We start from the raw sequence: 19,630 nt of genomic DNA, 5'->3' as shown, positions 1-19,630 counted from the left end.
TCATAAACAAACTTTAATTTAACAAAAATTAAACAAGTATTTTACATTCCACAAGACTTTAGCTACTTCAGAAAGAACTAAATTTTAACATTATTTTTTGTTTTTGTGTGATAAATATAGAAAAGCAAATGATTAAAACCCAATAATCCTCTAAAATTTGCTTATTTTTTCAAATTCATCAGTATTTACCCTACTTTTTTGGTCAAACTTAAAATTTACTATAATTTAAATTTTAATTAACAGAATTGATCTGAACAATTCTATTTCTTATATATCAATATTTTTCTTTTCTCTCTAAAAAAAACCAAAGCTATTTTAACGTTCAATTTCATTATTTAAAATAAAAAAGCCTTACTTTTTTTTTTAAGTAAGGCTAACTATTCAATATTTTTTATTGCTTAAAAAGCTACATTCCATCTTGGCAATTTACCATTTTCATCTAAGAAGTTTTGTAAAACCTGTCCTTCTACAGCAGTTGGAATTGCTTTTACATCTCCAGCAAAAGTTTCGTACCAAACTACTTCTAACGCCTCAATATTCTCTAACTTCATTTGAGCTGGCCAAGAATATTTTCTTCCTGTTTTAGCAAATTGATGTCCGTTTACGATTTTGTCGTAAAGTCCACCATTTTTACTTTTTAAAGTTCCGTCATTTTGAACAGTTCCTGTAGAACCAACCATGATTAATTCTTTTTCTCCACCTTCAACAGCATATACAATAAAGACACCTGCACTTCCTTCTGGAGCGTTGCAAGCCTCTTCTAAACTATCATTTACAGTAAAAGTAAAACTGTTTGTTGCCTTAAATTTCTCTAATTCTTTGTACATATTTCTTTTTAAGCTTCTAAGATACTGAGGTTCTAAGATGCTAAGTTTTTTTTTATTTACGCCTCAGCTTTTAAAATGTAAAAAAGTCTCAACAGGATATTGAGACTTTTTTGGGAATTTGTTATTTTGAGACTTGAAGATTATCCAAGTACTTCTTTTACTTTTTTACCAATTTCAGCTGGTGAATCAACAACGTGAATTCCGTTGTCTCTCATGATTTGCTTTTTAGCAGCAGCTGTATCATCAGAACCACCAACGATTGCACCTGCGTGACCCATTGTTCTACCTGCAGGAGCAGTTTCTCCAGCGATAAAACCAATAACTGGTTTACGGTTACCATCAGCTTTAACCCATCTTGCAGCATCTGCTTCAAGTTGACCACCGATTTCACCAATCATGATGATAGCTTCAGTCTCTGGATCATTCATTAATAATTCAACAGCTTCTTTAGTTGTAGTTCCAATGATTGGGTCTCCACCAATTCCGATAGCTGTAGTGATACCTAAACCTTGTTTTACAACTTGGTCAGCAGCTTCGTAAGTTAAAGTTCCTGATTTAGAAACGATACCAACTGTACCTTTTTTGAAAACGAAACCTGGCATAATACCAACTTTAGCTTCACCTGGAGTAATTACACCTGGACAGTTTGGACCAATTAATCTTGAATTTCTTTCTTTAACATAATTATTTGCTTTAATCATATCTGCTACAGGAATTCCTTCTGTAATAGCAATAATTACTTTAATTCCAGCATCAGCAGCTTCCATAATTGCATCAGCAGCAAAAGCTGGCGGAACAAAAATGATAGAAGTATCAGCACCAGCTTGGTCAACAGCATCTTTTACTGTATTAAAAACTGGACGATCTAAATGGCTAGTACCACCTTTTCCTGGAGTAACACCTCCAACAACATTAGTACCGTACTCAATCATTTGAGAAGCATGGAAAGTACCTTCGCTTCCTGTAAATCCCTGAACAATTATTTTGGAATCTTTATTAACTAAAACACTCATGATATATATTTTATGTAGTTTTTAAATTTGTGTTGCAAAAATAAGGTTTTGTAATGTATTTTGACTCTTTTATTGTCAAAAAAATATTAAGAAAATTGACTCATTTGATAACCTCTATAAAGTTTATCATCTTTTATTTGCCAAATGGTTGCAAAATGTGCTAAAAGCATCTCTTCTCTCGGATTCTCGATCGTTTTTACAAAATGAGAGTAACGCACTGATACTAAATCATCTTCGCTAATAATATGGCTAATTCTCACCTTAGAACGCACATAAGCACGGCTAAGCTCGTTGGCCATTTCAATTATCGAATCATAATCCATCTGAATAAAACCTTTACTGCTGTTCCATTCAAGCGTAACGTCAGGATGCAGATATGTTTTTAAAATTTCGCTATCAATTAAGGCATCTGACTTATAAAATTTCTGAACAAATTCTTTAATAGACATATTACTTCAATTTACTTAAAATTTCAGGAATCTTTTTGATATTGGCTAATTGTTTCAATTTTTCTCTCGATTCTTCAATTGGAGTACCAAAATACGATTTTCCACCTTCAACCGATTTAGTCACACCAGTTTGTCCCATTACAACTGCTTTTGCTCCAATTGTAATACCACTTGTTGTTCCTACTTGTCCCCACAGCGTTACTTCATCTTCAATAATCACACATCCAGCGATCCCTGTTTGCGAAGCAATTAAGCATTTTTTACCTATTACAGTATCATGCCCAACATGCACTTGATTATCTAATTTAGAACCTGCACCAATAGTTGTATCGCCTGTAACACCTTTATCAATTGTACATAAAGCACCAATACCGACATTATCTTCAATGACAACTCTTCCGCCAGAAACTAATTGATCAAAGCCTTCTGGACGTTTTTTATAATAAAAAGCATCAGCTCCTAGAATAGTTCCAGCATGTATAATTACATTGTCTCCAATTACAGTATGATCGTAGATAGAAACATTAGAATGTATCAAGCAGTTCTTACCAATTTTAACATTATTACCAACAAAAGTATTTGGTTGAATTACCGTTCCCTCTCCTATTTCTGCAGAAGAAGCAATGGCAACATTAGCAAATTGGAATGGTTTAAAATGTTTCGTAAGAATATTGAAATCTCTAAACGGATCATCAGAGATTAAAAGCGCTTTACCTTCTGGGCATTCCACTTCTTTGTTTATCAAAACAATTGTCGCAGCCGATTGTAAAGCTTTGTCATAGTATTTTGGATGGTCAACAAAAACAATATCTCCAGGCTCTACAACGTGTATCTCGTTCATGCCTAAAACTTGAAAGTCTTTGTCTCCGATAAATTTGCAATTAAGCAAATTAGCAATTTCTTGTAAAGAATGACTCTTTGGAAATTTCATATAGTATAATTAGAAAACTTGTAAATTAGAAAATGAGTCAATTAGAATGTGAATATACAAAATTATGTCGATTCACTTATTATCTAATTGACTCATTGTCAAATTATCTTAATTAAAATAACTATTCTTTAACACGCTCCATGTATGAACCTGAAGCTGTATCAATTTTAATTTTATCTCCTTCATTGATAAACAAAGGAACGTTGATGTTTGCACCAGTTTCTACTGTAGCATTTTTTGTTGCGTTTGTAGCTGTATTTCCTTTTACGCCTGGCTCAGCGTACGTAACTTCAAGAATTACAGATGCTGGCATATCAACAGATAAAGGTAAATCTGTTTCTGTATTGATTTGTACCATTACGTTTGTTCCTTCTTTTAATAAATCTGGAGCATCCAAAATGTTTTTGTTTAAAGAAATCTGCTCAAACGTTTCAGCATTCATGAAGTGAAACTCGTCACCTTCTGGATATAAATATTGAAATGTATGTGTTTCAACACGAATAACGTCAATTTTATGACCTGCTGAGAAAGTATTATCTAATACTTTACCAGAAGTTAAACTTTTCAATTTTGTTCTTACGAAAGCTGGACCTTTTCCAGGCTTTACGTGAAGAAATTCAATAATTTTATAGATATCGTGATTAAATTTAATACACAATCCGTTTCTAATATCTGATGTAGATGCCATTTGTATTTTTTTATTTTAGATTTTAGAATGTAGATTTTAGATTCTAGACAAAGAATCAATCTTCATTTTTATTGTTATTTGTTATCTGTATCGTTTAGAAATCTAAAATCAGAAATCTAAACTCTAAAATTAATAGTTTCCTGAATAACCTTTCATAATTCCTCGAGAAGAATTTCTAATAAAATCTAGAATTTCATCTCTTTCTGGAGTCGCTTCCATTTCCGCTTCAATGATACTCAAAGCTTGAGTTGTATTATAATTCTTTTGGTATAAAATTCTGTAGATTTCCTGAATTTCTCTAATTTTTTCAGTTGTAAACCCTCTTCTTCTTAAACCAACAGAATTAATTCCAACATAAGATAATGGCTCTTTTGCCGCTTTTGTAAATGGAGGAACGTCTTTTCTAACCAAAGATCCTCCAGAAATCATAGCATGATCTCCAATATGAATAAACTGGTGAATCGCCGCTAAACCTCCAATAACTGCATGATTTCCAACAACTACGTGTCCAGCTAATGCAACACCATTTACAATAATTGCATTGTTTCCAATCTCACAGTCGTGTGCAATATGCGCATATGCCATTACTAAACAATTGTTTCCAATTACAGTCTGACCTGAAGCTATTGTTCCTCTATTTATAGTTACGCATTCTCTAATTGTACAATTATCACCGATAATTGCTAGAGAATCCTCACCTCCGAATTTTAAATCTTGTGGCACCGCAGAAATTACAGCTCCTGGAAAAATGTTACAATTTTTTCCAATTCGAGCACCTTCCATAATGGTCACGTTTGAACCAATCCAAGTACCATCACCAATAACAACATTATTGTGAATTGTTGTAAATGGCTCTATTACAACGTTTTTAGCGATTTTCGCGCCTGGATGAACATATGCTAATGGTTGATTCATCTGTATGTTTTATATTTTTAATTAAAATATTCTAATTTGAAGCAACAAACCTAAACAATAAATTTGATAATTTATTATTGTTTTCTTGCTATTTGTGCCATTAATTCTGCTTCAGTAACTAATTTACCATTTGCATAAGCGTTTGCTTGCATATGACAAATTCCTCTTCTGATAGGAGATATTAACTCACATTTAAAGATTAAAGTGTCTCCCGGTAACACTTTGTGTTTAAATTTAACATTGTCAATTTTCATGAAATATGTTAAATAGTTTTCAGGATCTGGAACAGTGCTTAATACTAGAATCCCTCCTGTTTGTGCCATTGCTTCTACAATTAATACACCAGGCATAACTGGAGCTTCTGGAAAGTGACCAACAAAGAAGTTCTCATTCATAGTAACATTTTTCAATCCTACTACGTGACGATCAGACATTTCGATAATTCTGTCAATCAACAAGAATGGAGGTCTGTGAGGCAACATAGACATGATTTTATGAATATCCATCAATGGTTCTTGATGTAAATCATAAGTAGGAACATGATTTCTCTGCTCTATTTTAATAATCTTAGCCAGTTTTTTAGCAAATTGAGTATTTACAAAGTGTCCTGGTTTGTTAGCAATAATTTTACCTTGAATACGAACTCCAATAAGAGATAAATCTCCAATAACATCAAGTAGTTTGTGTCTTGCGGCTTCGTTTGGATAATGCAAAGTTAAATTATCTAAAACACCGTTTGGTTTTACAGATATTTCTTCTTTCCCAAATGCTTTCTTCAAGTTTGCCATTGTAGACTCAGAGATTTCTTTATCTACATATACAATTGCATTGTTTAAATCTCCACCTTTAATAAGTCCGTGCTCCAACAATGATTCTAATTCATGTAGGAAGCTGAAAGTTCTAGAACTTGCAATTTCAGATTTAAAATCAGCTAAGCTTTTAAGAGTAGCATTTTGAGTACCTAAAACTTTTGTACCAAAATCTACCATTGTTGTAACCTGATATTCATCGCTTGGCATTACAAGAATTTCGCTTCCTGTTGCTTCGTCTGTAAAAGAGATTACTTCTTTTACTACGTAAACATTACGTTGCGCGTCTTGTTCTTCAATACCAGCGTTTTCAATAGCTTCAACAAAATATTTTGATGAACCATCCATAATTGGAAGTTCAGAGGCATTCAATTCAATAATAATATTATCCAAATCGCAGCCAACTACTGCAGCCAAAACGTGTTCTGGTGTTTGAATTTTCACACCAAGTTTCTCAAGATTTGTACCTCTTTGAGTATTAACAACATAATTAGCATCAGCCTCAATGACTGGTTGACCTTGCAAATCTACTCTTACAAAAGTGAAACCATTATTAACGGGTGCAGGTTTAAAAGTCATTGTAACTTCTTTTCCAGTGTGTAAACCAACTCCTGTTAGTGAAATTTCATTTTTGATGGTCTTCTGTTTAACCATTATTTCCATTTTTTGGGTTTATTATTTGTTTCTTTAATTCTTCAACTTCGGCCACAATTTTAGGCAGATTCTTAAAATGAACGTACGATTTATTAAAATCTGTATATCCAAGAGATGGAGTTCCTTGTAAAACTTCATCATCTTTAATGTTTCTGGCTACACCTGATTGGGCTTGAAGCCTAACATTATTTCCTATTGTTAAGTGACCTGCAATACCTACCTGCCCACCAATCATACAGTTTTCACCAATTTTTGTAGAACCCGCAACACCACTTTGAGCCGCTATTACCGTATTTTTTCCTATTTCTACATTATGGGCAATCTGAATCTGATTGTCTAACTTAACTCCTTTTCTAATTATTGTAGAACCAAGAGTTGCTCTGTCAATTGTAGTATTAGCACCAATATCTACATTATCTTCAATAATAACATTTCCAATCTGAGGTACTTTGCTATATTCTCCGTTTTCGTTTGGAGCAAATCCAAAACCATCTGCGCCTATAATAACACCAGAATGAACCGTGCAATTATTACCAATTACGGTTTCAGAATAAATTTTAGCACCTGCAAAAATGAACACATTATCGCCAATAACAACATTATCGCCAATAAAGCTATTTGGGTAAATTTTCACATTATTACCTAATACTACATTTTGCCCGATATAACTAAAACTCCCTAAATATAGATTCTCACCATATTTCGTTCCTTCAGACATATAGGACTGAGGCTCGATACCGTTTTTGTTTAATTTTACCTGATTATAAAAATGTAAAAGTTTAGAAAACGCCGCATAGGCATCTTCTACCTTTATAAGTGTAGTACTAATTTCCTGTTCCGGAATAAAGCTATCATTAACAATTGTTACTGTCGCTTTTGTAGTATATATATAATTGATATACTTAGGGTTAGCCAAAAAAGTAAGAGAACCTTCCTCTCCTTCTTCGATTTTAGAAAGCTTAGAAACTTCTGCATTGGGATTCCCAACAACTTCTCCTTCTAAAATTCCTGCTATTTGTTCTGCTGTAAATTTCATCGCGACAAAAATATAAAAAATAGATTTTAAATGTTAATTTTATATAAGTTGTTTTGGAAAACAGATATAATATTTTGTTACCAATTTAGATAACGATTTCAAATTCAGCTGGTCAGAAGCTTCAACAACATCTTCAATTGTTTTATCTTTTTTCAAAATACGAATTGGTTCTGCTTCTTTACTATACGCCTGATTTTTTATTTTACCTCTAAAAATAAAATAACCAGCGTCTACAGCCGAAATTTGATGCGCTTCTGCAAACTCTTCTTTTAAAGATTGTGATTCTTCCATCGGAATTTTTTCTGCGCTAAGCTTAATTTTCAATAAATCTCTATTGATAATCATTTTACTTAATGTAGAAAGTATAAAATCACTATGCTTCTGCCAAGCTTTTAGAGCGCTTATAATATCAAAATCATCTAACTGGGAGAATAAGTCTAATTTCTCAGCATCAAAATCTTCGAGCGTAATTTTATTCTGCATGAAATACATCAACGGTTCACTACAAGGCAGTTTAATACCTTTTAAAGTCAGTTCTTTTGCTCTTTTCAGCACCTTCATTAAAATTAATTCAGCTACTAAACTTGTTTTATGCAAATAAGCTTGCCAATACATCAACCTTCTCGAAAGCAGGAATTTCTCAACAGAATAAATTCCTTTTTCTTCAATTACCAATACATCGTTTTCTACATTCATCATCTGAATCAATCGCTCAGAATTTACATTTCCTTCCGCAACACCAGTATAAAAACTATCACGTTTTAAGTAGTCCATTCTATCCATATCCAACTGACTTGAAATCAATTGAAGCATAAATTTTCTATGGTATTCTCCTTTAAAAACCTGAATTGCCAAACTTAATCTTCCGTCAAACTCTTCATTCAGCTGATTCATAAACAATAGCGAAATAGCTTCATGATGCACATCTTCAACAATACTCTTTTCCATGGCATGCGAAAATGGTCCGTGTCCTATATCATGAAGCAAAATTGCGATCAAAAGCGCATTTTCTTCTTCTTCAGAAATAACAACATCTTTAAAGCGAAGTGTATCAATTGCCTTCTTCATCAAATGCATGCATCCTAAAGCATGATGAAAACGCGTATGATTAGCTCCTGGATATACCAAATACGACAATCCCATTTGAGAAATTCTACGAAGACGCTGAAAATACGGATGCTGAATTAAATCGTAAACCAACGCATTCGGAATCGTTATAAAACCATATATAGGATCGTTGAATATTTTAAGTTTGTTGATCTGAGTCACTATTGAGTTATTTTTTAGGTCAACAAATATAAGTAAATAACTATAAAGAGATTGGTGTTTTTTATTTAAAAATCATAATCTAAATTGCTATGATTATCAATAAAATACATCTAAAAATGTTAAAATTCAAATTAAAATCATGCCTAAACTTTGGTAATTTTATACTATTTTTAATACTTTTTAAGTTCTATAACTTTAAATTGCAGTAAAATTAAATTGATTTATGGATAAGATAAAAATACTTTGGGTCGACGATGAAATCGATCTTCTAAAGCCACACATATTATTTCTAGAAAAAAAGAATTACCAAGTTACGACTTGCAATAACGGACTCGATGCGATTGCCTTATTTGAAGAAGATAATTTTGATATTGTTTTTTTGGATGAAAACATGCCCGGAATGAGCGGATTGGAAACACTTTCTGAAATGAAAGAAAAAAAATCTGCTATTCCGATGATTATGATTACCAAGAGCGAGGAAGAATATATTATGGAAGAAGCCATTGGTTCTAAAATCGCTGATTATTTGATTAAGCCAGTAAATCCGAATCAGATTCTGTTGAGTTTGAAGAAAAATCTGGATGATTCGAGATTGATTACAGAAAAAACAACTTTAGATTATCAGAAAGAATTCAGAAAAATTTCCATGGAATTAGCAATGGTTAATTCTTATGAAGACTGGATTGAGCTGTATAAAAAATTGCTTTTTTGGGAATTAAAACTAGAAGACATCAATGATACAGCGATGATCGAAATTCTAGAATCTCAAAAAGTTGAAGCCAATTCGCAATTCGGAAAATATATTGAAAGAAATTATGAAGATTGGTTTGCACCAAAAGCAGACAAACCTATTCAATCAAATACTTTATTTAAAGAATTAGTAGTTCCTGAACTTAAAAAGAAAGACAAACCGATTCTTTTTGTTGTCATTGATAATCTGCGTTACGACCAATGGAAAGCTTTCGAAGGTGTAATTTCAAATTATTACAAACTAGAAAAAGAGGTTCCGTACTACTCTATTCTTCCAACTGCCACACAATATGCAAGAAATGCGATTTTTTCTGGTTTAATGCCTTTAGAAATGGAAAAACAGTTTCCTGAATATTGGAAAAATGATGTTGAAGACGGCGGAAAAAACCTTTATGAAGCAGAATTTTTATCGGCTCAACTGAAACGTTTAGGTTTAAATATTAAAGAAGATTATTTTAAAATCACCAATTATGCTGGAGGAAAAAAACTAGCAGAAAACTTCAAAGCTCTAAAAGGAAACGATCTGGTAACCGTTGTTTACAACTTCGTTGATATGCTTTCGCATGCGAAAACCGAAATGGAAGTGGTAAAAGAATTAGCTTCTGATGATAAAGCGTATCGTTCTCTAACATTAAGCTGGTTTAAAAATTCTCCTTTACTAGAGATTATTCAACAGGCGCAGCTTTTAGGTTTCAAATTGATTTTAACAACAGATCACGGAACTATTAATGTAAAAAATCCGTCGAAAGTTGTGGGAGATAAAAATACAAGTCTGAATCTGCGTTACAAAACTGGTCGCAGCTTGACTTACGAACAGAAAGATGTATATGTAGTTAAGGAACCAAAAACAATTGGTTTACCAGCCATAAATATGAGCAGCTCGTTTATTTTTGCCAAAAATGATTTTTTCTTGGCGTATGTAAACAACTACAATCATTATGTGAGCTATTACAAAAACACATATCAGCACGGAGGAATTTCTTTAGAAGAAATGATTATTCCATTTCTGGTATTTAACCCGAAATAAGAGTTTTCAGTTTCCAGCAGTGAATACAATTAAATAAAATATTTTTTGCCACAGATTTCACAGATTATCACTGATTAAAAAATCCTTTTTAATCTTTTAATCTGTGGCAATAAAAATAATTCGCGAAAATTTGCGAAATTCGTGGCAAAAATACACACAGCAATGAACATCGTTTTTTCATTAGATCAAATTCAAGAAGTTGCGGAGCAGATTATAGCTTCAAATCCTAATAAAATTATCCTTTTTAATGGAGAAATGGGAGTTGGAAAAACCACCCTAATCAAACAGTTATGCAAAAGCCTAGGAATTACTGACGCAACTAGCAGTCCAACTTTTTCTTTAGTAAACGAATATCAAATTCCAAACGGAAAAAAAGTCTATCATTTTGACTTTTACAGAATAAAACAAGAAACCGAAGCACTAGATATGGGAGTTGATGATTACCTATACTCTGGAAATTGGTGTTTTATTGAATGGTCTGAAAAAATTGCAAATTTGATTCCTGAAGAACATTCTACTATAAATATCGGATTGCTTTCTGACGGGAAAAGAGAATTGAAATTGATTTAAGATTATTTTAAAACAGTATCATTGAAGAAAAAATTACTTATTTTATTTGCCACTATCTTTGGTTTAATTGCACTTTTTTTTCTCTTTCTTTTAGGTATAACGACAGATTTTTTATCAGATGAAGTGGAAGCTTCTAAAATTGAAAAATGTAAAGAGATTGTTAGTATTATTGATCGAAATAGTAAATTTATCAATGACAGCCTTAGCATCGATGCCCCTGCAGATGGAAAGTGCATAAGGTATTACATTAAAAATAGCAATGACATTAACAATCTGTTTTCAAAGATTAAAACTTCCGACAAACAGAAACTTAAGCAATTGATTGATAGTAAATTTTGTGAATATATTGAAATTGGCGAGGCAGAAAATTGTATTATGTTTTGTATAAAAACATCGATACATAATTACAAAATTGTGGGAGCATATAAAAAAATGTTCATAATCTACGAAAAGAAACCTGAATGCAATTGCAAGGACAATCCTATTGGAGATCCAAATTACCCAGATTATGTAAAGACATTATCAAAAAATTGGTACCAGACAAAAGTAAATGTACCCAAGCGATATTTTGGGTGTTAAACAGAATCTTTAACATTCGGCTTGTAGTATTAGCACAATTTTTACACTATTTCTAAAACTTTTTACGTAATTTGTACTCTTAATTTTTTGCACTATCCATGTCAATCACGTTAACTCCATTTACAAAACAACAATTAATACCGCAGGAAGAAAAACTTGAGGTTGGTCGTTTTAAAAGAGAACTTTTTATAGGAATCCCTAAAGAAACAAGTTATCAAGAACGTCGTATCTGTCTTACGCCTGATGCAGTCGCTTCCTTAACTTATGAAGGGCATCGCGTCATGATAGAATCTGGTGCTGGAGAAAGTTCGAGTTATAGTGATAAAGAATATGCTGATGCCGGTGCAGAAATCACAAAAGATGCCAAAAGAGTTTTTGGCTGTCCGTTTCTATTAAAAGTAGAACCGCCAACTTTAACTGAAATCGAAATGATCAATCCAGAAACGGTTATTATTTCTGCTATTCAGCTAAAAACCAAAAAGAAAGAATACTTCGAAGCTTTAGCAAAAAAGAAAATCACCGCCTTAGCTTTTGAATATATAAAAGACGAAGACGGTTCTTATCCAGCAGTAAAATCTTTAAGCGAAATTGCCGGAACTGCTTCTATTTTAATTGCAGCCGAATTAATGATTACAAACGAGTTCGGAAAAGGGCTCTTATTCGGAAACATTATGGGCGTTCCTCCTACTGAGGTTGTAATTATTGGCGCTGGAACTGTTGGCGAATTTGCTGCTAAAACCGCAATTGGATTAGGAGCAAACGTAAAAGTTTTTGATAATTCGATTACAAAATTACGTCGTTTACAAAACAATTTAAATCAAAGAATTTTCACTTCTACCATACAGCAAAAAGGTTTATTAAAAGCTTTAAGACGCTGTGATGTAGCAATTGGCGCCATGCGCGGAAAAGAACGTTGTCCGATTGTGGTAAATGAAACAATGGTTGAACACATGAAAAAAGGTGCTGTAATTGTTGATGTCAGCATTGATACAGGTGGCTGTTTTGAAACTTCAGAAGTTACTACTCATGAAAAACCAACCTTTATAAAAAACAATGTTTTGCACTATTGTGTGCCAAACATTCCTTCACGATATTCCAAAACCGCCTCATTATCAATTAGTAACATCTTAACACCTTATCTGCATCAGATAGCCGAAGATGGTGGTATTGAAAGTGCCATTCGATGCAACAAAAGCCTCAAAAACGGAATTTATCTTTATCACGGAATCTTAACAAATAAAGCAATTGGCGATTGGTTCGATTTACCAGATAACGATATTAATTTACTTGTATTCTAAAGGAACTTTAATGTACCTTTGCAAAAATTTTATTTCATGAAGTTCGTACACCGTTTTGCATATTACCTGATTGGTCTCGTTATGGGATGTTTTATTGTATCAGGATTTTTTATCGGAAAAGACACCCGATGCAATTATTTTCCAAATGCCAGAGTTTTAAACAATCTTAGAACAAAACCTTTTCAATATTCTCCAAAAGCTGTTCAGACTTTAAACGAAAAATGGGTTGATACAGCAGATATCAAAAACACATTAACTTACGGTGATGTCGATTTTGACCAAAGTAACGTTCCATTCAACAAAGGAAAATTGTATATCATTGAAGGAAAAACAGTAAAAAATCAAGAAATTATTCTAAAAGTGGTGAATTACGAAAACAAAGCCGTTTTAGAAGAAATTGTAAAAAAATAAAAAGAAACCCAATAACATTAAAACAAGTTATTGGGTTTTCTTTTATAAAAACATTTCTCGCAAAGTCACAAAGACACAAAATTTCACCGTTTGCCACTTAGTAACTCAGAACATTGGCAACTTAAAAAAACTACCATTCAATTTCTTTTAATCCTTTAGATTTTAAAAAATTATTTGTTTGGCTAAAATGTTTATTTCCAAACCATTTCCCTTGATTGGCACTCATTGGCGATGGATGACCTGATTCTAAAATATAATGTTTTGATCGATCGATTTTTAATCCTTTTTTCTGAGCAAAACTTCCCCACAAAAGAAAAACAACATTTTCTTTCTGATCAGAAATAGCTTTAATAACAGCATCGGTAAATAAATTCCATTTTAAATGTTTATGACTATTTGGACTATCTTTACGAACTGTCAAAGAAGCATTAAGAAGTAAAACACCTTGCTGAGCCCATTTTTCAAGATTACCAGAAGTTGGCATAAAAATCGAATCAAAATCAGTGTTTATTTCTCTAAAAATATTTCGCAATGAAGGCGGTATTTTAATATCATCATTTACAGAAAAGCTTAATCCATTGGCTTCTCCTTCTCCATGATAAGGATCTTGACCAATAATAACAACCTTTACAGCATCAAAACTGCAATTGTTAAATGCTGAAAAAATCAACTCTGTAGGAGGGTAACAAGTATGCGTTTTATATTCAACATCAAGCGCTGTCATTAATTCCTGAAAATACGGTTTCTCTATTTCATCTTTTAAAACACCTTGCCAGTCTTGAGCTAAATTAATTTTCATTTTACAAATTTTATTACAAATAAAGCAAAGTTTTATTCAAACTACCAATTATTAGTGCCATTTAATTTTTAAAACTTTGTAACTTTGAAATCTTTACAACTTACGATATATAATGATATCTATTACAGAAAAAACATTACAAGATTTACAATTCCCAACGGTACTTGAAACCATTTCTGATGGTTGCAATACCGATATTGGAAAAGAAAAGGCTTTACAAATAAAACCATTTAGAGATAAGGAAGAACTTATGCAATCTCTGATGCAGACATCAGAGTATGTGTCTTCTTTCCAAAATAATAACGCCATTCCGAATCACGGATTTGACGCCATAACGCACGAAATTAAATTTCTTGCCATCGAAGACAGTTTTCTTGAAGTAGGAAGTTTTAGAAAAATCGCTAATCTTTCTGCTACAACAAATGTCTTATTAAATTTCCTTAAAAAATTCGACGATTATTATCCAAACTTAAACGCGAGGGCTTCAAGAGTAGAATTAACCAAAGACATTATAACTGCAATTGATGCCATTGTAGATAAATACGGAGAAATAAAAGACAATGCTTCTCCTGCCCTTTCTGGAATTCGCAAGAACATGAACCTGGTTCGCGGAAAAGTGAATCAAAGTTTTGGTGTAGCTCTAACTCAGTACAATAGTTTAGGATATTTGGACGACATCAAAGAAAGCTTTGTGCAAAACCGTAGAGTTTTGGCAGTTCTAGCGATGTATCGTCGTAAAGTAAAAGGTTCTATTTTAGGAAGCTCAAAAACTGGAAGCATTGCTTATATCGAACCTGAAGCTACTTTGAAATATTCGAGAGAATTAGCCAACTTAGAATACGAAGAGAAAGAAGAAATTACAAGAATTTTAAAAAATCTATCAAACGTAATTCGTCCTTATCTTCTTTTATTAATTGAATATCAAGATTTTTTAAGCGATATTGATGTTGTTGCAGGTAAAGCAAAATATGCTAATCGTATCAATGCAATCTTGCCAACAATTACAGAAGAAAGAAGATTATTCTTTAGAGAAGCATATCATCCTATTTTATATTTAAACAACAAACAGAAAAAAGAAGTTACGCATCCGCAAACCATTGAGTTAAAACAAGAAAACAGAATTATTGTAATTTCTGGACCAAATGCTGGAGGAAAAACCATTTCATTAAAAACGGTAGGACTATTACAATTAATGCTTCAATCTGGAATTTTGATTCCAGTTCACGAAAGAAGCGAAACTTTCTTGTTTGACAGAATCTTAACTGATATTGGAGATAATCAATCTATTGAAAATCATTTAAGTACATATAGTTATAGATTAAAAAACATGAATTACTTTTTAAAGAAATGTAATAAAAAAACCATGTTTTTAATCGATGAGTTTGGAACAGGTTCTGATCCTGAACTTGGAGGAGCTTTGGCTGAAATTTTCTTGGAAGAATTTTATCATCGTGAAGCTTTCGGTATTATTACGACGCATTATTCTAATTTAAAAATTCTGGCAAACGAATTGCCTTATGCGACAAATGCCAATATGATGTTCGATGAAAAATCTCTTGAACCCATGTATAAATTAGCTTTGGGTCAAGCAGGAAGTTCTTTTACTTTTGAGGTAGCTCAAAAAAATGGAATTCCGTTTGGATTAATTAATCGTGCGAAAAAGAAAATTGAAGTCGGAAAAGTTCGTTTTGATAAAACCATTGCTACTCTTCAAAAAGAACGTTCGAAGTTGGAAAAAACTTCTTTGAATTTAAAAGAAGAAGAAACTCGTGCTCGTGAAGAAAGTAAAAAGATGGAAAACATCAATACTAGAATCCAACAGAAATTAGAAAGCTATCAGGAATTGTACGACAGTAATCAAAAGATAATTTATATTGGACAAAAAATTGATGATATAGCCGAGAAGTATTTCAACAACAAAAATAAAAAAGAACTAATTGGTGAGTTTTTGAAAATTGTTGAAATTGAAAATTCGAAACGAAAAAAAGCAACTCCAAAAGAAGTCAAAGCAAAAGTTGAAAAACAAAAAGAAGTTTTGGCTGAAGTACAAGTGAAAGTTGAGGAAATTCGAAAAGAGAAAAAAGAGAAAAAACTAAAACCTGTTGTCGAAAAACCAAAACCAATCTTAAAAGTTGGTGACCGAGTAAGAATGCTTGACGGAAGATCTGTTGGAAGTATCGATTCGATCGAAAAAAACAAAGCAACTGTCAATTATGGTATTTTTACTTCGAAAGTAAATCTCGATGAACTAGAATTGGTAGAAGCTGTCAAAAAATAATTTTTCTCAGTCCAAAAAACAATAGCTTTTGAGTCTTTAAAAATGGTTAAAAAATATCAAAATTAAAATAAGCCGATTTAAGAAACGATTTTCGTTTTCGCATAAAATCACATCGCTATTTTTCAAAAACTCAATTAAAACAATTTATGTAAGTCGTTTTTAATTAATAGAATTTATCAAATAAGAAAAACAAATAACCAATATCTATAAATAATAAAAAACTTACAAATTATATTTTCGCTAGTTTTGTCATTGCGAGGAACGAAGCAATCACACTAAGTATGGTTGCTCTTCAAATTAACAAAACTTAAAAAAGAAAATATGAAACCAGGATTTGTATATATTATAACAAACAAATATCAAACAGTCGTGTATGTTGGAGTAACATCAAATCTTCCCAAAAGAATCTTAGAACATAAAAACAAAAAATATCCTAAATCATTTTCAGCAAAATACAATCTCAACATTCTAGTTTACTACGAACAATTTCAATGGATTGAGGATGCAATTGCAAGGGAAAAACAAATAAAGGCGGGATCTAGAGAAGCTAAAAATAATTTAATCCGTTCTATAAATCCAAAATGGGAAGATCTATTTGATGAAATTGAAAATATAATGACTATATAACAATAAAATTGTAATGGAAAAACATCGTGAGATTGCTTCGTACCTCGCAATGACTGCAAAAAACAAAAAAATAGTTCTTTTTGACGGAGTTTGTAACCTGTGCAGTTCTGCTGTACAATTTATTATAAACCATGACAAAAAAGACATTTTCAGATTTGTTTCATTGCAATCAGATTTGGGTGTTTTAATCTGTAAACATTTGGGAATCAGCTTTTCTAAAATGGACAGCATTATTTTGTATGATCCAAAAACAGCTTACTTTTATAAATCTTCAGCGATTATTGAAATTGCTAAAAATTTTGGAGGACTTTGGAAACTGACTCCGATTTTTAGAATTGTACCCATTTTTATCAGCGATAGAATTTATGATTATGTTGCAAAGAACAGATACAATTGGTATGGAAAGAAAGAAAGCTGCATGATTCCAACTCCGGAGTTGAAAGCTAAATTTCTTTAAGAAAAATGACAAATAAAACAGAAAAACCTAATAAAAACAAGAATCCCAAATTCACTTAAATTGGAATTTGGGATTTTTTATATTTAAAAATTTCAGACTCTTATCTGATTAATTTTCTGTATTTAATACGTTTTGGGGTTAAGTCATTACCTAGACGTTTCTTTTTGTTTTCTTCGTATTCAGTAAAACTTCCTTCAAAGAAATAAACTTCAGAATCTCCTTCAAAAGCTAAAATGTGTGTACAAATTCTATCCAAGAACCATCTGTCGTGAGAAATAATTACAGCACAACCAGCAAAATTCTCCAAACCTTCTTCAAGTGCACGAAGTGTATTTACGTCAAGGTCATTCGTAGGCTCATCCAGTAAAAGCACGTTTCCTTCTTCTTTCAATGTCATTGCTAAGTGTAAACGGTTACGTTCTCCACCTGAAAGCATTGAAACTTTTTTGTTTTGCTCTCCACCACCAAAGTTGAAACGTGATAAGTAAGCTCTCGAGTTAACTTGCTTTCCCCCCATCATAATCAATTCCTGACCATCGGCAAAATTCTCCCAGATTGATTTATTCGGATCAATGTTCGCGTGTGACTGATCTACGTAAGCAATTTTTACTGTGTCTCCAACTGAAAATTCCCCGCTGTCAGTAGCTTGCTCTCCCATAATCATTTTGAAAATAGTCGATTTACCAGCACCGTTTGGCCCAATAATTCCAACAATACCAGCTTGTGGCAAAGTAAAATTCAAATTGTCATACAATAATTTATCGCCAAAAGCTTTAGCAACATTTTTAGCTTCAATAACATTTGTTCCTAAACGAGGACCATTTGGAATATAAATCTCTAGTTTCTCATCCAATTGTTTTTGATCTTCATTCAATAATTTGTCGTAGTTCTGTAAACGCGCTTTTTGTTTTGTCTGGCGACCTTTTGCTCCTTGACGAACCCACTCCAACTCACGCTCTAAAGTTTTTCTACGTTTAGAAGCCACTTTTTCTTCTTGAGCCAAACGGTTTGATTTTTGATCCAACCAAGAAGAATAATTTCCTTTCCATGGAATACCTTCTCCTCTATCCAACTCAAGAATCCAGCCTGCCACATTATCTAAGAAATAACGGTCGTGCGTTACAGCAATTACAGTTCCTGAATATTGCGCTAAGTGCTGCTCTAACCATAAAACCGACTCAGCATCAAGGTGGTTGGTAGGCTCATCTAGTAACAATACATCTGGCTGTTGCAATAGCAAACGGCATAAAGCTACACGACGACGCTCTCCTCCTGAAAGGTTTTTAATTGGCGTATCACCTTCAGGCGTACGCAATGCATCCATTGCGATTTCTAATTTAGTATCGATTTCCCAAGCACCAAGAGCATCAATTTTATCTTGCAATGCTGCTTGACGGTCCATCAATTTATCCATTTTATCTGGATCTGAGTAATTTTCTTCAAGACCAAACAAATCATTAATTTGATTGTACTCTTCTAAAACTGCCATCGTTTCTGCAGCTCCTTCACGAACAATTTCGATAACTGTTTTAGAATCATCAAGAATTGGCTCTTGCTCCAAGTATCCAACCGTATAGCCTGGTTGAAAAACTACATCTCCCTGATAATTTTTATCAACTCCTGCAATAATTTTTAAAAGTGAAGATTTTCCAGAACCGTTAAGTCCTAAAATACCAATCTTAGCACCATAAAAGAAACTAAGGTAAATATTCTTAAGAACTGGTTTGTCTGCTCCTTGATAGGTTTTACTCAATTTCTGCATTGAGAAAATTACTTTCTTATCGTCTGACATATTATGTTATTATTTTTTGTTTATTGTTTTTTGTTTATTGTTTATTGTTGAATCACTTGAATTTAAGCCCCTTGAACTCACAATTTCTTAAATAATTCATCATTGCTCCTATCTTATTTTTTTCTATTTGAGCCATTTCATTTAATTTCAAGTGCTGCTCTTCTGAAATCAATTTTTTATCAAAAGCTCTGTAAGATTGTGATTTTACTTCTCCTGCTGAACCCTTTGCAATACTTAAAAATTGTAAAAATTCTCTGTTCCCATTTCTTTCAAAACCTTCTGCTATATTATCCATTATTGATCCTGAACTTCGATCGATTTGGTCTTTGAGTGAATAATTTGTTTTTAAAATTGTAGTCTGAATCAATAATTCGACATATTGGCATAATTCTCTGGCTTTTTGCCAAATTTCTAAATCTTCAAACCTATTTATTTTTGCCATAACAACAAA

The 19,630-nt window shown here is 32.4% G+C and carries 20 protein-coding genes; 8 read left to right on the top strand and 12 right to left on the bottom strand.

Features of this window, described 5'->3' with window-relative positions:
• Positions 1 to 398 precede the first annotated feature (398 nt).
• From PQ463_RS05460 to PQ463_RS05420, 9 genes are all read right to left on the bottom strand, one after another.
• Positions 399 to 827, bottom strand: coding sequence for a hypothetical protein (locus PQ463_RS05460; RefSeq protein WP_274256688.1), 429 nt, complete (start codon positions 825 to 827; stop codon positions 399 to 401).
• Between the two features lie 140 nt (positions 828 to 967).
• Entirely contained in the window at positions 968 to 1,840 is an 873-nt protein-coding gene (gene sucD / locus PQ463_RS05455; RefSeq protein ID WP_057118027.1) for a succinate--CoA ligase subunit alpha, read from the bottom strand.
• A gap of 86 nt (positions 1,841 to 1,926) precedes the next feature.
• Positions 1,927 to 2,289 carry a nuclear transport factor 2 family protein gene (locus PQ463_RS05450; protein ID WP_008464044.1) on the bottom strand — a complete coding sequence of 121 codons (363 nt, stop codon included), beginning with the start codon at positions 2,287 to 2,289 and terminating at the stop codon, positions 1,927 to 1,929.
• Position 2,290: 1 nt separating this feature from the next.
• Positions 2,291 to 3,220: a UDP-3-O-(3-hydroxymyristoyl)glucosamine N-acyltransferase gene (locus tag PQ463_RS05445; RefSeq protein WP_274256686.1), complete on the bottom strand. Its 930-nt coding sequence runs from the start codon at positions 3,218 to 3,220 to the stop codon at positions 2,291 to 2,293.
• A gap of 121 nt (positions 3,221 to 3,341) precedes the next feature.
• Entirely contained in the window at positions 3,342 to 3,908 is a 567-nt protein-coding gene (efp, locus tag PQ463_RS05440) for an elongation factor P (RefSeq protein ID WP_095929274.1), read from the bottom strand.
• 129 nt (positions 3,909 to 4,037) lie between these two features.
• Positions 4,038 to 4,823, bottom strand: coding sequence for an acyl-ACP--UDP-N-acetylglucosamine O-acyltransferase (gene lpxA, locus PQ463_RS05435; RefSeq protein WP_091497682.1), 786 nt, complete (start codon positions 4,821 to 4,823; stop codon positions 4,038 to 4,040).
• Between the two features lie 74 nt (positions 4,824 to 4,897).
• Positions 4,898 to 6,286 (bottom strand): bifunctional UDP-3-O-[3-hydroxymyristoyl] N-acetylglucosamine deacetylase/3-hydroxyacyl-ACP dehydratase, encoded by a 1,389-nt coding sequence (locus PQ463_RS05430; RefSeq protein ID WP_274256683.1) that lies wholly within the window; start codon positions 6,284 to 6,286, stop codon positions 4,898 to 4,900.
• Positions 6,279 to 7,322, bottom strand: a complete 1,044-nt coding sequence (gene lpxD, locus PQ463_RS05425; protein WP_274256681.1) for a UDP-3-O-(3-hydroxymyristoyl)glucosamine N-acyltransferase — start codon at positions 7,320 to 7,322, stop codon at positions 6,279 to 6,281. The genes PQ463_RS05430 and lpxD overlap by 8 nt, the downstream gene beginning before the upstream one ends.
• A gap of 39 nt (positions 7,323 to 7,361) precedes the next feature.
• Positions 7,362 to 8,591: an HD domain-containing protein gene (locus tag PQ463_RS05420; protein WP_274256680.1), complete on the bottom strand. Its 1,230-nt coding sequence runs from the start codon at positions 8,589 to 8,591 to the stop codon at positions 7,362 to 7,364.
• Positions 8,592 to 8,814: 223 nt separating this feature from the next.
• Here PQ463_RS05420 and porX point away from each other — a divergent pair, with 223 nt between their 5' ends.
• The 5 genes from porX to PQ463_RS05395 all read left to right on the top strand — a co-directional run bounded on the left by porX (position 8,815) and on the right by PQ463_RS05395 (position 13,226).
• Positions 8,815 to 10,368 (top strand): T9SS response regulator signal transducer PorX, encoded by a 1,554-nt coding sequence (gene porX, locus PQ463_RS05415; RefSeq protein WP_274256679.1) that lies wholly within the window; start codon positions 8,815 to 8,817, stop codon positions 10,366 to 10,368.
• A gap of 162 nt (positions 10,369 to 10,530) precedes the next feature.
• On the top strand, positions 10,531 to 10,938 hold the full coding sequence (gene tsaE, locus PQ463_RS05410) for a tRNA (adenosine(37)-N6)-threonylcarbamoyltransferase complex ATPase subunit type 1 TsaE (RefSeq protein WP_274256678.1): 408 nt from the start codon (positions 10,531 to 10,533) through the stop codon (positions 10,936 to 10,938).
• Positions 10,939 to 10,959: 21 nt separating this feature from the next.
• Entirely contained in the window at positions 10,960 to 11,517 is a 558-nt protein-coding gene (locus PQ463_RS05405) for a hypothetical protein (RefSeq protein ID WP_274256677.1), read from the top strand.
• A 98-nt stretch (positions 11,518 to 11,615) separates the two neighbouring features.
• Positions 11,616 to 12,815, top strand: coding sequence for an alanine dehydrogenase (locus PQ463_RS05400; protein WP_274256676.1), 1,200 nt, complete (start codon positions 11,616 to 11,618; stop codon positions 12,813 to 12,815).
• 36 nt (positions 12,816 to 12,851) lie between these two features.
• Positions 12,852 to 13,226 (top strand): DUF4258 domain-containing protein, encoded by a 375-nt coding sequence (locus PQ463_RS05395; RefSeq protein ID WP_274256675.1) that lies wholly within the window; start codon positions 12,852 to 12,854, stop codon positions 13,224 to 13,226.
• A gap of 130 nt (positions 13,227 to 13,356) precedes the next feature.
• On the opposite strand, the gene PQ463_RS05390 is transcribed toward PQ463_RS05395, so the two are convergent.
• A complete protein-coding gene (locus PQ463_RS05390; RefSeq protein WP_274256674.1) occupies positions 13,357 to 14,025 on the bottom strand; it encodes a uracil-DNA glycosylase in 669 nt (222 codons plus the stop codon).
• Between the two features lie 112 nt (positions 14,026 to 14,137).
• Between PQ463_RS05390 and PQ463_RS05385 the strand changes: the two genes are divergently transcribed.
• From PQ463_RS05385 to PQ463_RS05375, 3 genes are all read left to right on the top strand, one after another.
• Entirely contained in the window at positions 14,138 to 16,303 is a 2,166-nt protein-coding gene (locus PQ463_RS05385; protein WP_274256672.1) for an endonuclease MutS2, read from the top strand.
• A 321-nt stretch (positions 16,304 to 16,624) separates the two neighbouring features.
• Positions 16,625 to 16,930: a GIY-YIG nuclease family protein gene (locus PQ463_RS05380; protein WP_274256671.1), complete on the top strand. Its 306-nt coding sequence runs from the start codon at positions 16,625 to 16,627 to the stop codon at positions 16,928 to 16,930.
• Between the two features lie 13 nt (positions 16,931 to 16,943).
• The gene (locus PQ463_RS05375; protein ID WP_274256670.1) at positions 16,944 to 17,387 is read left to right on the top strand and encodes a thiol-disulfide oxidoreductase DCC family protein; all 444 of its coding nucleotides are present in this window, start codon (positions 16,944 to 16,946) and stop codon (positions 17,385 to 17,387) included.
• A 100-nt stretch (positions 17,388 to 17,487) separates the two neighbouring features.
• On the opposite strand, the gene ettA is transcribed toward PQ463_RS05375, so the two are convergent.
• Both ettA and PQ463_RS05365 read right to left on the bottom strand, forming a co-directional pair.
• A complete protein-coding gene (gene ettA, locus PQ463_RS05370) occupies positions 17,488 to 19,179 on the bottom strand; it encodes an energy-dependent translational throttle protein EttA (RefSeq protein ID WP_274256669.1) in 1,692 nt (563 codons plus the stop codon).
• A gap of 52 nt (positions 19,180 to 19,231) precedes the next feature.
• A complete protein-coding gene (locus PQ463_RS05365) occupies positions 19,232 to 19,621 on the bottom strand; it encodes a four helix bundle protein (RefSeq protein WP_274256668.1) in 390 nt (129 codons plus the stop codon).
• Positions 19,622 to 19,630 lie beyond the last annotated feature (9 nt).

It is taken from the genome of Flavobacterium sp. KACC 22763 (assembly GCF_028736155.1).
Lineage (GTDB): Bacteria > Bacteroidota > Bacteroidia > Flavobacteriales > Flavobacteriaceae > Flavobacterium.
The sequence above is the reverse complement of the archived record's forward strand: the minus strand, read 5'-3'. Positions and strand labels throughout refer to the sequence as shown.